Raw genomic sequence first — 14,132 nt, 5'->3', positions numbered from 1 at the left:
ACTACGAGGTAGTGCTCATTCTTCAAGCATCTGGGAAGGCGGGAGCAAGATGAGAATCGTGACAGTCGGGGATAACTGCATGGATGTCTATCAATCTAGCAAAAAGGCATACCCTGGAGGTAATCCCGTCAATGTGGCTGTATATTTATCCGAACTGGGCGCGAAGACCGCTTATATAGGCTGGGTGGGCACCGACCCTTACGGCGAGCTGATGATTCAGGCCATTGAGGGCAAGGGTGTAGATATTTCCCATATCTCCAGAAAAGAAGGCAGAACGGCAGTGACCCAAGTGGAGATGATCGGGAATGACCGGAAGTTCGGCGATTATGACGAGGGTGTGATGGCACAGTTCACTCTTACGCCGGAAGAGCTTCGCTTTGCCGAAGGGTATCAGCTGGTACACTCGGGGATTTGGGGGCACGCGGATAAGCATTTTCCCTATTTCAAAGAAAAGGGGCTGCTCACCTCGTTTGATTTCTCCGACCAGCTGGAAGACGAACGGGTGCAGACGTTAACGCCTTATGTGGATTATCCGTTCTTCTCCTATACCCGGGATGACGAATATATTCGGCAGCTCTTGGTGGATGTGAAGCGAAGAGGCGCCAAGATTGCTGTGGCAACCCTGGGGGAGAATGGGTCACTTGCCTATGATGGTGAACAGTTCTACACCTATGGAGTCGGCGAGGTCAGCGTAGTGGATACCATGGGAGCAGGGGATTCCTTCATAGCGGGATTCATCACCGGTATATTGAAAGAGCGGTCCATTTCAGACTGCCTTGAACTTGGTGCGGCAAGGGCTGCGAAGACAATCGCTTACTTTGGCGCATGGTGACTGGAAGTGTCCATCAATGTATAATACATAGTAAATAATCATTGATGGATAAGGATGAACGCAGTATGAATTTAAATCCTTCAACCCCCCAACCCCTGTACATGCAGATCAGGCAAATGTTGAAGAATGATATTCAGCACGGACGATATAAACCGGATGAGCAGATCCCGACGGAAGCGGAGCTGTGTGACATCTATAATGTAAGCCGGATCACCATCCGGAAAGCGATAGAGGAATTGGTACGGGAGGGAACTCTGACGCGGATTCCCCGCAGAGGTACTTTTGTAACCTCGAACAAGTTCCATAATGAACTGTTGTCTGTAAGCGGATTCTCCGAGTTCAGCCATCAGCTGGGTATGATCCCGAACTCGCGGATACTAAGAAGTGAAGTGACCCAGGCGTCTGAAGAGGTGGCTGGACACCTTCTCATTGAAGAAGGCAGTCCCGTTCTGGAGCTGGAGCGGCTAATGTATGTAGATGATCGCCCCTTATTCTATGATATTGCCCACTATTCACTCACCCGGTTCCCTGACCTGGAGAAGAAGATTGCTATGAAAGAATCGACTTATAAGATCCTGGCAGAAGAATATCATACCGAAATCGTGAGCAACGATAAGATCATTGATGTAATTGGGGCAACCAAGGACTATGCGAAATTGCTGGAATGTGACATTGGGGCCAATCTGTTTCGGATTTTGAAAATTGCTTTTGACGCAAGTGACGAGCCTGTTCACCTTTCTACATTTATGTGTGAGACCAACAAGGTCAATCTGACGGTTCACCGGGCTAAGTAGGTCATGCCAACAGGCATGACCTTTTTTTGTCGTGTAAGTAACCGGGTTTAAGATAGATTTAAGAATTCCGACAGATGAGGGAAAGACCACTCTGATAGACTGAACTAAATTATGATTTCCAGGTTCATCCTATGGGAGGGTATTCTCGTGTTCATCAAATTAAGATTTGTTCGCTGGCTGCTGCTCGCAGCGTTGTTATGCTCCGTATTTCCTGCTTCCGTAAGCGCTTCTGCTCCAGACAAGCAGCAGCTGGAGGCTTTCCTGGATGAGTTCATGAATAGCAAGATGAAGGAGTATCATGTGCCTGGTGCCGTGGTGTCGGTGGTGCAGGACGGCAAGGCTGTTCTCATGAAGGGGTACGGATATGCCAATCTTGAGCGCAAGGTGCCAGCCGATCCTTACAAGACGATCTTCCGCGTAGGGTCGATCTCAAAATCCGTCACCTCTACGGCGGTCATGCAGCTGTATGAGGAAGGGAAGATTGACCTTCATAAGGACATTAAGCAGTACATTCCGGATCTTAAATTATCCTATATCGATGATAGTCTGATCACCATGCATCAACTGCTGACGCATACAGCGGGCTTCTGTGAGTCCATCTATGCAGTTGGACGGGACCGGGACCAGCAGGTGTCGCTTGAGGAAGCGATTAAGACAGGGATGCCCAGCCTGTGCCGGAAGCCCGGGGAACAGGTTGCCTACAGTAATCAGGGACTCTCGCTAGCTGGTTATCTGGTGCAGAGGTTATCGGGCAAGCCGTATGAGGAAGTGATCCGTGATCAGATCTTCAAGCCGCTTCAAATGAATCATTCCAGCGTTCACTTTGAAGAATCAGATCCCAATCTGGCAAGAAGCTATTCTTATGACAATGGGACGTACAAGGCAGCTCCCTATACCTATATCCACCATCTCCCTGCCGGAGCCCTGAACTCAACGGCGGAGGACATGACCCATTATATGATCGCCCATCTCCAGCAGGGGCAGTATGAGGGCAGCCGTATTCTCTCGGACAAGACCGCCGAGCTCATGCATCAGACACAGTTCACCATGAATAAAAATATGCCGGGGATGGCCTATGGCTTCTATGAACGTTATCAGAATGGCCTCCGGCTGATCGAGCATGACGGCGGCATTGACGAGTTCGAGTCGTACATGTATCTGCTTCCTTCGGAGCATACGGGCATCTTCATCTCGACCAACTCAGGGGAAGGAACCAACGTGATCGAACAGCTTATCGGTTCTTATCTGGACCGGTTCTACCCGGACAGCCGCAAGCTCACGAAAGCCGTGAGCCCGGCAACAGTCCAGGAACTTAAGAGCATGGAAGGCTACTATATTCCCAACCGTGCGCATCTTCAGGGTCCGCTCAACTTCGGACAGAATTTGTCCGCAGTTCCCGTGAAGGCTGTGGAAGACGGCGTGATTACCATGAAGGATCAACGTTATCTGCAGATCGGGCCAAATCTGTTCCGGAATGAACACTCCCAAGAGCTGATCTACGTGGATGCCGAGCACCATACTTTGGCATTAAGCTCTATCCCAACGATGGAGTACGAACGCCAGAACTCGCCAATCTATAACCCTACACTTAATATCGTTATCCTGCTTGGCTTCGTCTTGATCTATCCTTTGCAGGTGATCCTTGCCCTGATCTTATGGCTGGTGGGAATCCTGCGCCGCAAGAAGAACCGTCTCGATTGGCTCAGCACGCTGGTCTCTGTCTTATTTATCGTCTATTTCCTGTTTGCCATATCCACTCAGGAGCTATTCATTAATGGGATACCAGGGTGGTCCTACCTGTTTCTCTACCTGCCGGTCTTTCTGGTATCCGTCTTGATCGTGAGGTCGATTGTCAGGATTGTCCGCAAGCAACGAATCACGATTATGCAGATTCTGTTCGTAACAGCCACTGCGGCCTTTGTCGTCTATCTGTACAGCTGGAGCTTCTATAGCGTCTAGCCTAATAAGAGGTTCAACAACAAAAAGTGGCTGACGGAGTACCGTCAAGCCACTTTTACTATTCTTCATAGAAGATTACAGAGATTGAAATACATACTACAGACCCTAATGGGATTACGGATGGTAAAAAATCTTCGACGCGTATTAACGGTCTGGCAGCAACGAGCTGACGATCATGGACAGGGTCTGCTTGTATACGGCATGAGCCGACTGCACATCTCCCAAGTGTCCACCCATGTACAGATGAATAACGCCGTGGAGCGAGGCCCAGACTGTCCGTACAGCGGATTCCGTGTCGTACTGGGCAGGGATCCGTCCTTGCTCCTCTGCATGACGGATCAAGGTCATTAGCTGTCGCATGGCTGTTGCGGTCCCATTCAGACTTTCCTCGTCCGGTTTGAAATCGGCGAAGGCTCCTCCGAACATGAGCTTATAATAGCTGGAGTAATGCTGCCCAAATTGCCAGAAGGCATCCCCTAAATACAGCAGCTGCTGCACGGGATCGGCGGCTTGCGGCGCCTCCTCAAATTGGTTAGCGAGAAGCTTGCAGCCCTCCAGATACAGCTGCTGGGCCAAGCCCTCTTTATTGACAAATAAGCTGTAAATGATTTTTGTCGAGCAATCCATTTTCTGCGCCACTTTACGCACCGTAACGGCTTCCGGTCCCTCTTCCTGCAAAAGCGTGGCTGCCGCATCAACAACGAGCCTGCGTAGAGCTTCAGTATTCTCTAGGCGAGCCTCTTTATAAGTTTTCAACACTCGTGTATCGGTATTAACGGAGTTATCCTGGTCGCTCATCATCGTCACCTTCGGTTATCATGTTTTCGTTATATGGGTTGAACCAAGACTTTATTTCTATAGTTCCATATTGGAAACAATGTTTCCTAGTTTCTTACAAAGAATCTTATACAGTGTAAAGATCGTTGTCAATGTGACGTAGGGTGTGTGCCGACCATCGTATTGACTTTCTAAAATAGTGTAGTTACAATGATTTTAATTAGAAACACCGTTACCGGATGAGCGATGACTCGCAGTCTCCTTGAGAATTGAGTGGACGATGATTCGCAATCCCTTGAGAATTGAGGGTACCTTTAACCGCTCGGTAACAATGTTTTCTAACCATAACTATGTACCCAATAGGAGGTCAACACTATGATTTTTCAAGGAAAATGGGCACTCATCACGGGAGCTTCTTCCGGGATTGGAGAACAATTCGCGAGACAATTAGCCGAACAAGGGAGCCATTTGGTACTCGTGGCCAGGTCGGTGAACAAGCTTGAGAGCCTGGCAGCTGAGCTGAGCAAGAGGTACGGGATCAAAGCGGAGGTGATCTCTATAGATCTTTCGAAAGAAGGCGCGCCAAGCGAGTTATATCAGCAGTGCCAGCGTTTGAATGTGGATATCGAACTGCTCATCAACAATGCAGGCTTTGCTACACATGGCTTATTTGAACAGGTGTCGGGTGAGCGTCAACATGAAGAAGTGATGCTCAATGTCGCCGCGGTTGTAGATATGACCCATTTATTCTTACCCAATATGCTGCGCAAAAACTCTGGTACTGTGATCAATGTAGCTTCAACAGCCGGATTTCAACCGCTTCCCTACATGGCTGTATATGGAGCGACGAAAGCCTTTGTGCTGTCGTTCACGGAGGCGTTATGGTGGGAGAACCGCGACCGGGGGGTCCGATTCTTCGCACTTTGTCCGGGCGCCACGGATACCAGCTTCTTTAATGTGGTAGGAACGGAAGATGCCTCAGTCGGTAAGAAAGATACACCAGAAAGGGTCGTAGAGGCTGCATTTCGAGCGTTGAAGGAAGGCAAAATATACCTCGTCCCAGGTATGCAGAATTATATCGGCGCGCAGTTATCACGATTTGTTACACGCAAGCAGGGCCTTCGGCTTGTTGGAGGCATGCTTCGCCCACGCGGAGGCTCCGCCAATCCTAACTATAAGAATATTGGTAATCAATCTGATCTAGCAGAGAGGACATTTCGGTAAAAGCTATATTCCCGGGTCATCTCACTTGGAAGATTACATAACAAAATTTGCTCCACGTGAAACTTTTTCAGTCTTTTTGTCGAATCGTTGGGTGAAACAAACGGTTAATGGATACGGCTTCTTCATAGCTTCTGGCTGGCGCCGAGATAATGGGGAAGGATGATTTATCCGCTGCTCCTGTCTTGCTGATACCCCAGATATTTAATTTGTCAAAATCGCCTGAAATCCAAATCGCGCCCAGCATTTGCAGATCAGGCCTACCGTTAAGGATTTGGGTATATGACAGGGTACCTATCCCATTCGAAATCTTCTTATTGAATTCAATATCAATGAGGTAATAACTCTTCGTAAATGGATAGGAATCAATAATGATCTTGCCGCTGAAGCGGGAGTCTCGCCAGAGAGGTCTGAATAAGGTTCCTTTAATCCGGATGCTTGTGATGGTGGAGGATGATTGATTCCCGCCCTGGTATTCTACAGCCGGATACCCGATATCGACTTCCTTCGGAAAGTCATACAGGGCTAAGAACCCAAGCAGGGCAATAGTAAATGGGATCAGCACCAGCAGCCAATCCTTCAACTTTTGGCGTACGCTAAGCATAGGACTTTCCTCCAGGTCATCTGTCTTCTATAAAAATACTCCAACCGCCGAATCTCTAATTATAATTCGGGCGGTTGGAGTATATGTCCTTCTTATTCTAGCTAAGGCCGACTGGCCTCAGTTATTTCGTATTGCGGTTCACCAGCTGCCTAGGATTCGCACCGTTTCCGGAGTCCAGCTTGCTGGCAGGACCGTTAGCAATTTGGTCCCAGCTCACCATTTTAAAGTTCTGGTTCAGCTTCTTGCCGTTCTGCATATTGGCGTCGTCCTGGGATACGAAGACACCGTTCGGGTATTGGTCTCCGAGGTTCACACCCAGCACGTCGATTCCATCGGTCTCGCTCGTTCCATCAATCTGATCGCCGTCACCAATGGTGAAATTGCTGATGTAGGCGTTATCTCCCTCACGTTTGTAGATGGCATAGCTGTTGCTGCCTTGGCTCGAAGCAAGCAAATAACCAGATCCGTCTTTGCCGTAGTACAAGGTCAAGCCTTCGATGTCATCCTGCAGGCGGCGTCCATCCGCAATGTCGACCTTCGATATAGGCTGATTTCCGCCGTCCGGTTCTGCAGCATACTTCCAGATCGCTACGTCTTCCTCGGAGATATAGATATTGCCGTATTCGTCATCGACAACCATCCCTTCAGACTGGGAACCAAGCTTGAACTCGCGAACCAGCTTGCCGGCGATCTTGCCGCTGCCGTTATCGGTCAGCTCGTACTGCTCGAATTCACCCTTCTTCCCGAGTACGAGGGCGTAGAACTTCCCGGTCTTCAGACTGTGGTACAAGCTGAAGCCATAGACTTCACTCATCTTGGACTTGATTGGCTCAGCCACGGCATTCTTAAGCTCGCCAGTTGCGCCGGTGATGGTAAATACATCAATCGTGTTCGTCGTCCGGTTGGTCGCTGCCACGATATCCACCTTCTGGCCGCCCAGCGGGAAGTCATAACGAAGGTCGATGTTGTTCATTTTGCCGACCGGATAGGACTGCAGCTGCTTACCGTTCATATCGTATACGAGAATACCCCCGGCTTTGTTCGTAGCCACAAGCTTGCTTCCAGCAGGGTTCTGCGGATCCAGCCAGATCGCCGGATCGTCAGCCGCATCTTCGCCGGACTTGGAATCCACGGCTTCCGTCTCCCCTTTAGCCTTTACGGTGAACGTAGGGATCGCGTCCTTGGAATCCCGGTACTTGCTGTTCTCCGCTAGGATGCTTTGAAGAAGGGAAGCGGGAATCACTGTCTTGCCGTTAACCAGCTTGGCCGGCTGGGCCAGCTGGGCTTCTTGTCCAGCCAGGCGGTATTTCGATTTATCAATCGTAACGAGACCGGTGATGCCGTTGGACAGCTTGAATGAAGCTGCCATGTCCTCGCTGTCCCAGGTAATGCTGGCCCCGATGTTCTCAAGTGACTGGCGCAGACCGACATAGTCTGTATTGCTTGATGCAGCGCTCGCGGCAGGTACCAGCATCCCTGCGAGTAGAGTAGAAGCGAGCAGAACTTTGACTTTCGACATGTTGACATAATCCCCTTTATACTTTTTTTCCAAGTATAGAAGAGAATTGTTTTCGTAATGTATGTGAAATGTTAAAAGAGTAGACCCCGGCGTCTGCTAATCATGTTCAGTCTTTTACCGGCCTGCCCGCAAACTTGGATTGGTTACATAAGCCGCAAGGGCTTCAGCGCTATCCTGAAGTTTCTCTTCCGTAAGTGTCATCATTCCTTGCAGTAGGAAGGAAGGCAGGAAATGCATGCCGCAAAGGCTCGCGGTTGCCTGGAAGGGACGAGTTAATTCACTCATGGAATAATGATTGTAGCCACCAGCCTGGTAAGCTTCAGCCGGCCCTCCTGATGAAATAGCAAGCATGAACTCTTTTCCCTGAAGCTTCGTTCCTGCTGATCCATAGGCAAAGCCATACGTTAACACAGCATCCTGCCACTGCTTCAACAAGGCGGGAGAGCTGTACCAATAGAAGGGGAATTGCAGAACAATACGGTCATGCTCCAATAATAGCTGTTGTTCCTGTTCTACATCGATCTCAAAATTTGGGTATAGTGCATATAGATTGTGGACCGTAACCGTTGCTTCCTGCTCAAGCCGGTTCATCCATGCCTTGTTAACTTTGGACTGCTCCAAATTTGGGTGTGCTGTAATGACTAGAGTTTTCATTTTATCACGTCTCCAATATTTATTGTTTGTACAAGCAAATGAAATAAGGGGGAGAAACCTTGCCTAATACATTTAGTATTACTCAAGGGCTTCTATTTATTATTTTCTAGCTTATTGCCTGCCTCATGGATAAGTTTGTTGAGGACCCGGCCTTCTTCTTCGCCCAAAATATCGGAATAAGCACGAAACAGGATCTTCCAGCCCTCTTTAATCTCTGCAAGAATCGCTATACCTTGCTCAGTCGGATAATTTAACGATCTTTTGCCTTCAGATTTTCGTTCAATGAGCCCTTTTTCAACCAGCTTATCGACAAATCTAGTAATTGTAGAAGGCTTAAGATGCAGAGCCTCTGCCAGCTCTGACTGTGATCTTCCAGGCTTATCAATGACAAGCATCATCAGAAAGGCATGAGTAGGAGATAACCCCGTCTTTCTAAATGACTCTTCAGCCATCCTGGTTATCGCACGAGATAGCTTGTTAACAGTGAAATATAGGCAATTATCAAAAAAGTCATCTATCAAAATCAAAACCCCTTATGTTTTGCTTGTACATACAAATTATCTTAAATGATTTTATTTGTCAAATTGCATGCGTATAGAAAACAAGTGTTTATTATTGCCTTCTTATGAACACTATATCTTTGACAAAATATTTAGAGCAGAGGAGATGTAGGGATGACAAGGCTGGTAGGGATATGTATACTGTCCATCCTCCTTATCCTTCAGGCGCCGATTATCGAAGCTGAAGGAAGTAAAGCGAAGGGGAATCCTGTAAACCCTTCGCTGCTAAGTTCACTCCGTCAGGGCGGATATATTCTGTACGTCAGGCACGGGGAAGCTGGAGCGGGCGAGGATCAGCCCAATCTCGACTTTCGGGATTGCAGAACCCAGAGCAATCTCACAGAAGAAGGCAGAAGGCAGGCCAAGCTGTACGGGGAAGTGCTGAGAAGCTTAAGGATCCCCGTTCAAACTCCGGTTCAGGCAAGCCCCTTCTGCCGCACAAGGGAGTCTGCGGAGCTGGCTTTTGGCAAAGGCAATGTTCAAGTCGACCCCTTCTGGGTGCAGATCTACAAATTAAGCGGCCAGACCACGCCGGCTGAGCAGGCCAGCACGCTTGCGGCCCTTACTACAGTGCTGGAGAAGACGCAGCCTCTTGGAACCAACAAGGTCATCGTTGCCCACAGCTTCCCCAAAGGGATTGGACTCGGTGAGATTCCTAACCTGGGTACCGTCGTAATTAGACCGAAGGGATCCGGCAAAGGATACGAGGTGGTAGATCAAATTTCACTGAATGAGCTGCTGAGCCTGAATGAGTCTGCCTTGACGTTAGAGATGGCACGCTGAGCTCTGGCTGAAGATCATATTAAACCCCCTGTATTTAACAGGGGGCTTCTTCTGTGTATTAGGCATCCAATTCTGCTGGTGCGGCTGCAGTACTGCGTTTTTTGCGGCTGGCCAGTTTGGTTAAATAATATGTGAGAATGACGAAGACCCCCATGATGCCGAAGTAAGTGGCAATTACTCCGAGCGCATTTGGACTGCTGCCGCCGAATCCACCCTCCCGGTGGCCACCCTCCATACGAACCGGGCGCTCTCCGGAATTCGGGCGCTCCCCGGAGTTCGGATTCTCGCCGCGCAGGTCACCTCCGCGCTGCTTGAAGCCTGCGGGTAGAGTTCCTGACTCAGTCATATTAAACACGGTCCCGATGCCCTGGACTCTGGAGATGAATTGGGTCGAATAAATCTGATAGCCGCCAAATAACAGAATAAGGGCTGTTAGCACCTTGGCAATAATGCCAAGCGGTGCTTTGGAGGATTTGATTCTGGCGATTTTCCTGGCGACATTGACGACCCACTTCCAGTGCAGGCCAACGTGAACCCCGATTAATATGAGTACAAAGAAGGACACCGAGATATGCGAAATCTTGAACCAGGGTGTGTCTCCGATGTGAAAGCCAGGAAATACGATCTCCGATATCAGAATTCCGCTTACCACAATAAAGGTCATAGAAATTAACAATAATAAGTTCAAGAGATAACTAAACCGGGTCATGCCGGGTAATTTGCGGTCGAACAGCTTGGCGGTGACTTTGACCACCCAGTTCAGATTAAGCAGAATATGCGTAATAAAGGCAGCGGAAATGGCCAGCCCGGCAATCTCATGGAAGGCTAGTCCCCCGAGCACCCTCTTGTTGAACAGCAGTACAAATGTCAGAGCCATGAGAAGATCCAGTATAAATTTTACATAAGTCACTTTTTTCATTAATCTGCCCCCACCTAATCAGTTCTATGGTCTGATCATATCGGAGCAAGCTGAATTTTCACTGAAGATGTGTCTTTGAATGATAGATTAGTGCAGCAGCTTGGGCTATGATCCATTCCGCGAAGCGCTGCTTGCTGTGAAGACGAAGGAAGAGGCATACCGTCTGCTGGATCAGGTACACTGATCCTCAGTCAGATGGGTCTTAGCTAGAGACATATAGAGAGAGGCTCCCCCGCAGAATCGGGGGAGCCTCTCTTTGGATGGACGGCGGAGAACAAGATCTCAAGTACGGTTCAAGATGAACCGCGTCTTGATCTATTCGTCAGCTGCTTAAGGCAGCACATTGCCCGCGGCGCGGTAAATGCTGTACCATTCCTCACGGGTCAGCTGGACATCGCCGGCTTTGCAGCAGTCCTGCAGGCGCTCTATATTCATCGTGCCGATCACCGGCTGCATGCGGGCAGGATGGCGAAGTAGCCACGCGACGGCAATCGTCGTATTGCTGACACCGTATTTACCGGCAATTTCATCAATCTTCTGATTGAGCTCCGGGAACTTGTCACTGCCAAGGAACACGCCTTCAAAGAATCCGTATTGGAAAGGAGACCAAGGCTGAATGGTGATATCGTTCAGTCTGCAGAAGTCCAAGATACTGCCATCCCGGTTCACCGCAGCCTCGTTCTCCATATTTACATTGAATCCGCTGGTGATCATCGTAGCGTTGGTGATACTAAGCTGCAGCTGGTTGGCTACAAGCGGCTGCTTCACGAACTTCTGGAGAAGCTGAATTTGCATTGGATTCTGGTTCGATACCCCGAAGTGGCGAACTTTGCCGGAGGACTCCAGCTGATCGAAAGCCTCGGCAACTTCCTCCGGCTCGACGAGGGTATCGGGACGGTGCAGAAGCAGGACATCCAGATAATCGGTTCTCAGACGCTTCAAGATTCCATCCACGGACTCCAGAATGTGCTCTTTGGAGAAGTCGAACATCCCTTGACGTATGCCGCATTTGGACTGGAGAATGATCCTCTCCCGGATATCAGCATTCATTTGGATCGCATCCGCGAAGATCTCCTCACATGCGCCGCTGCCGTATATATCAGCATGATCGAAGAAGTTAGCTCCTTCATCCAATGCCGTCTTCACAAATCGCTCAGCTTCCGGCTTCTCCAGCGAATTGATACGCATGCAGCCGACAGCAATGACAGGCACCTCCAAGGTGCTGCTTCCAAGCTTGATCGTTCTCATGATAGACTTCCTCCTCGGGTTTAGGGTAATAATTACGATAATAATCCGTAATGCCTACACTGTAAACGTTATCATAAATATCGCGAAATCTCAAAATTAGTTCAAGTACTAGCAGCTTCTTTAAATTTACACTTTCGTAATAAGGTAAGTCACTATATAATATAATGTAACTATAAAACTATTAATTAGATTGTAGATGACCAATAATTATACACATCAGAATGCAGGAGGGATTTAAGTGGAGATTGGAATTAGCACATTTGTTGAAACAACGCCGGACGTTCACACCGGGGAGGTAATCAGTCACGCCCAGCGGCTTCGCGAAGTCGTCGAGGAGATTGTACTTGCTGATCATGTAGGCTTAGATGTATTTGGAGTAGGCGAGCACCATCGCGAAGATTATGCGGCGTCTTCACCTGCTGTCGTGCTTGCAGCGGCTGCTTCGCAGACCTCCAGAATCCGGCTGACCAGTGCGGTTACCGTTCTGTCCTCAGCGGATCCGGTCCGGGTATTCCAGGACTTTGCCACACTTGACGCGCTCTCAAGCGGTCGTGCGGAAATTATGGCAGGCCGGGGTTCTTTTATCGAATCATTCCCTTTATTCGGTTATGATCTGGATGATTATGAATCCTTGTTCGAGGAGAAGCTTGCGCTCCTGCTCAAAATCCGTGAATCCGAGAAAGTAAGCTGGAGCGGCGGTCACCGTCCGGCTATCAACAACCTCGGTGTATATCCGCGTCCCGTTCAGAACCCGCTCCCTGTATGGATTGGCAGCGGAGGGAACCAGGAATCTGTTGTGCGCGCGGGACTGCTCGGATTGCCGCTTGTGCTTGCAATCATTGGGGGCAGCCCTTTGCAGTTCGCCCCGCTCGTACAGCTGTATAAGCAGGCTGCGGCTCATGCCGGGCATGATGTCTCAAAGCTCCCGGTTGCTTCGCACTCGCACGGCTTCATAGCGCGCAGCACCGAGTCTGCCGCTGAGAAGTTCTTCCCTTCCACGCAGGCGGCCATGAGCAAGCTTGGTCGGGAGAGGGGCTGGGGAGCTTATACCCGTGCCACCTTTGATGCGGCGCGCAGATTTGAAGGAGCACTGTACGTCGGCGATCCGGAGACGGTCGCCGAGAAAATTATTCATCTTCGCAAGCATGTGGGCATCACCCGCTTCATGCTGCATGTACCGGTCGGCACGATGCCGCATGAAGAGGTCATGAGCGCGATTGAGCTGCTTGGCACCGAGGTGGCGCCGCGGGTACGCGAGGAGATCACCAAGTGGGAAGCGCAGCACGAGTCGGGCAAGTAAGCCACGACGGGCGGGCTCAGCATGACATGGAGCACGTAGGCTCGGGTGGGAAGCCTAGCACAGTGCAGAATTGGCCCGCAGTCAGCCAATTAACATTAGCGGCATAGATCGCTTGTCAATGGGAGAATACTGTGACACTATTAAAGGCATGTAAGGAAACACTTACATGCCCTTTTTATATGAAAGGGTAATTTATTAGAGGCGGGAGCAAGCTGTTATGTCTAATGTACCAAACTGTCCAAAATGCAAGTCAGAATATACATACGAAGATGGAAGCCTATTTATATGCCCGGAGTGCGCTCATGAATGGGCCCCAGGATCTGAAATGGACCATGGGGAAGATCAGAGAGTTATCAAAGATGCCAATGGAAATGTGCTGAACGATGGGGATTCGGTAACTGTAATCAAGGACCTCAAAGTTAAGGGAAGCTCATCTGTCCTGAAGATCGGGACCAAAGTGAAGAATATACGTCTGGTTGATGGAGACCATGATATAGATTGCAAAATTGAAGGCTTTGGCGCTATGAAGCTTAAATCTGAATTTGTTAAGAAAATATAGAAAGCGGGCTGACCTAATGATTAATATTACAATTCCGGAACCGGACGTGACGATCCACAAGCAGGAGAATCCCCAGCTGAGCCATATTTACGGGTTCACGGATTTTCACCTGATCTCTAGAGAGGTTGGGGGAATATTTATGTTCTACAATGACCAGGATGAGCTGCTGTTCGTGGGTAAAGCCAGAAAGCTGAGACCCCGAATCAAGAAGCATTTTGAGGATACGGTGTCCCCAATCAAGCTGCACCGGGATGAAGTGACCCGGATTGAGGTGTGCATTGTAGAGAATCCGGTCCATAGGGAGATTTATGAGACGTATATAATCAATGAGCTTAAAGCGAAATATAATGTGGACAACGTGTTTTTTAGATGATTAGGCATAGATACTGAATTACAAAAGGGC

The 14,132-nt window shown here is 49.2% G+C and carries 15 protein-coding genes; 8 read left to right on the top strand and 7 right to left on the bottom strand.

The features are described 5' to 3' along the window. The first annotated feature begins 49 nt into the window (after positions 1–49). From frlD to ACEN86_RS19985, 3 genes are all read left to right on the top strand, one after another. Positions 50–832: a fructoselysine 6-kinase gene (gene frlD, locus ACEN86_RS19995; protein WP_495632227.1), complete on the top strand. Its 783-nt coding sequence runs from the start codon at positions 50–52 to the stop codon at positions 830–832. Between the two features lie 65 nt (positions 833–897). Further along, positions 898–1,626, top strand: a complete 729-nt coding sequence (locus ACEN86_RS19990) for a GntR family transcriptional regulator (protein ID WP_495632226.1) — start codon at positions 898–900, stop codon at positions 1,624–1,626. Between the two features lie 147 nt (positions 1,627–1,773). After that, on the top strand, positions 1,774–3,585 hold the full coding sequence (locus tag ACEN86_RS19985; RefSeq protein ID WP_495632225.1) for a serine hydrolase domain-containing protein: 1,812 nt from the start codon (positions 1,774–1,776) through the stop codon (positions 3,583–3,585). A 144-nt stretch (positions 3,586–3,729) separates the two neighbouring features. Here the strand turns inward: ACEN86_RS19985 and ACEN86_RS19980 are convergent, their stop codons facing one another. After that, entirely contained in the window at positions 3,730–4,383 is a 654-nt protein-coding gene (locus tag ACEN86_RS19980; protein WP_495634360.1) for a TetR/AcrR family transcriptional regulator, read from the bottom strand. Positions 4,384–4,737: 354 nt separating this feature from the next. On the opposite strand from ACEN86_RS19980, the gene ACEN86_RS19975 reads away from it, so the two are divergent. Next, positions 4,738–5,586: an SDR family NAD(P)-dependent oxidoreductase gene (locus ACEN86_RS19975; RefSeq protein ID WP_495632224.1), complete on the top strand. Its 849-nt coding sequence runs from the start codon at positions 4,738–4,740 to the stop codon at positions 5,584–5,586. 67 nt (positions 5,587–5,653) lie between these two features. On the opposite strand, the gene ACEN86_RS19970 is transcribed toward ACEN86_RS19975, so the two are convergent. The 4 genes from ACEN86_RS19970 to ACEN86_RS19955 all read right to left on the bottom strand — a co-directional run bounded on the left by ACEN86_RS19970 (position 5,654) and on the right by ACEN86_RS19955 (position 8,881). Beyond that, positions 5,654–6,187, bottom strand: coding sequence for a hypothetical protein (locus ACEN86_RS19970; RefSeq protein ID WP_495632223.1), 534 nt, complete (start codon positions 6,185–6,187; stop codon positions 5,654–5,656). Positions 6,188–6,308: 121 nt separating this feature from the next. Then, positions 6,309–7,706: a phytase gene (locus ACEN86_RS19965; RefSeq protein ID WP_495632222.1), complete on the bottom strand. Its 1,398-nt coding sequence runs from the start codon at positions 7,704–7,706 to the stop codon at positions 6,309–6,311. 114 nt (positions 7,707–7,820) lie between these two features. Further along, positions 7,821–8,360: an NAD(P)H-dependent oxidoreductase gene (locus tag ACEN86_RS19960; RefSeq protein WP_495632221.1), complete on the bottom strand. Its 540-nt coding sequence runs from the start codon at positions 8,358–8,360 to the stop codon at positions 7,821–7,823. 92 nt (positions 8,361–8,452) lie between these two features. Next, complete coding sequence (locus ACEN86_RS19955) at positions 8,453–8,881, bottom strand: MarR family winged helix-turn-helix transcriptional regulator (RefSeq protein ID WP_495632220.1); 429 nt, start codon at positions 8,879–8,881, stop codon at positions 8,453–8,455. Positions 8,882–9,034: 153 nt separating this feature from the next. On the opposite strand from ACEN86_RS19955, the gene ACEN86_RS19950 reads away from it, so the two are divergent. Then, entirely contained in the window at positions 9,035–9,703 is a 669-nt protein-coding gene (locus ACEN86_RS19950; protein WP_495632219.1) for a histidine phosphatase family protein, read from the top strand. 58 nt (positions 9,704–9,761) lie between these two features. On the opposite strand, the gene ACEN86_RS19945 is transcribed toward ACEN86_RS19950, so the two are convergent. After that, entirely contained in the window at positions 9,762–10,622 is an 861-nt protein-coding gene (locus tag ACEN86_RS19945; protein WP_495632218.1) for a DUF4405 domain-containing protein, read from the bottom strand. Between the two features lie 330 nt (positions 10,623–10,952). Beyond that, entirely contained in the window at positions 10,953–11,870 is a 918-nt protein-coding gene (locus ACEN86_RS19940; RefSeq protein WP_495632217.1) for an aldo/keto reductase, read from the bottom strand. A gap of 238 nt (positions 11,871–12,108) precedes the next feature. Between ACEN86_RS19940 and ACEN86_RS19935 the strand changes: the two genes are divergently transcribed. The 3 genes from ACEN86_RS19935 to ACEN86_RS19925 all read left to right on the top strand — a co-directional run bounded on the left by ACEN86_RS19935 (position 12,109) and on the right by ACEN86_RS19925 (position 14,102). Continuing rightward, the gene (locus tag ACEN86_RS19935; RefSeq protein WP_495632216.1) at positions 12,109–13,170 is read left to right on the top strand and encodes an LLM class flavin-dependent oxidoreductase; all 1,062 of its coding nucleotides are present in this window, start codon (positions 12,109–12,111) and stop codon (positions 13,168–13,170) included. Between the two features lie 217 nt (positions 13,171–13,387). Then, positions 13,388–13,729 (top strand): zinc ribbon domain-containing protein YjdM, encoded by a 342-nt coding sequence (locus ACEN86_RS19930; protein ID WP_495632215.1) that lies wholly within the window; start codon positions 13,388–13,390, stop codon positions 13,727–13,729. 16 nt (positions 13,730–13,745) lie between these two features. Then, a complete protein-coding gene (locus tag ACEN86_RS19925) occupies positions 13,746–14,102 on the top strand; it encodes a nucleotide excision repair endonuclease (RefSeq protein ID WP_495632214.1) in 357 nt (118 codons plus the stop codon). Positions 14,103–14,132 lie beyond the last annotated feature (30 nt).

This window comes from Paenibacillus sp. Paensp111 (genome assembly GCF_059492195.1).
Note: the sequence above shows the minus strand (reverse complement) of the source record. Positions and strands in the feature narration are given on the sequence as shown.

Coding starts and splice junctions, on each gene's coding strand:
- frlD (WP_495632227.1), top strand. CDS start 50: ATGAGAATCGTGACAGTCGGGGATAACTGCATGGATGTCTATCAATCT.
- ACEN86_RS19990 (WP_495632226.1), top strand. CDS start 898: ATGAATTTAAATCCTTCAACCCCCCAACCCCTGTACATGCAGATCAGG.
- ACEN86_RS19980 (WP_495634360.1), bottom strand. CDS start 4,383: ATGAGCGACCAGGATAACTCCGTTAATACCGATACACGAGTGTTGAAA.
- ACEN86_RS19975 (WP_495632224.1), top strand. CDS start 4,738: ATGATTTTTCAAGGAAAATGGGCACTCATCACGGGAGCTTCTTCCGGG.
- ACEN86_RS19970 (WP_495632223.1), bottom strand. CDS start 6,187: ATGCTTAGCGTACGCCAAAAGTTGAAGGATTGGCTGCTGGTGCTGATC.
- ACEN86_RS19965 (WP_495632222.1), bottom strand. CDS start 7,706: ATGTCGAAAGTCAAAGTTCTGCTCGCTTCTACTCTACTCGCAGGGATG.
- ACEN86_RS19960 (WP_495632221.1), bottom strand. CDS start 8,360: ATGAAAACTCTAGTCATTACAGCACACCCAAATTTGGAGCAGTCCAAA.
- ACEN86_RS19950 (WP_495632219.1), top strand. CDS start 9,035: ATGACAAGGCTGGTAGGGATATGTATACTGTCCATCCTCCTTATCCTT.
- ACEN86_RS19945 (WP_495632218.1), bottom strand. CDS start 10,622: ATGAAAAAAGTGACTTATGTAAAATTTATACTGGATCTTCTCATGGCT.
- ACEN86_RS19940 (WP_495632217.1), bottom strand. CDS start 11,870: ATGAGAACGATCAAGCTTGGAAGCAGCACCTTGGAGGTGCCTGTCATT.
- ACEN86_RS19930 (WP_495632215.1), top strand. CDS start 13,388: ATGTCTAATGTACCAAACTGTCCAAAATGCAAGTCAGAATATACATAC.
- ACEN86_RS19925 (WP_495632214.1), top strand. CDS start 13,746: ATGATTAATATTACAATTCCGGAACCGGACGTGACGATCCACAAGCAG.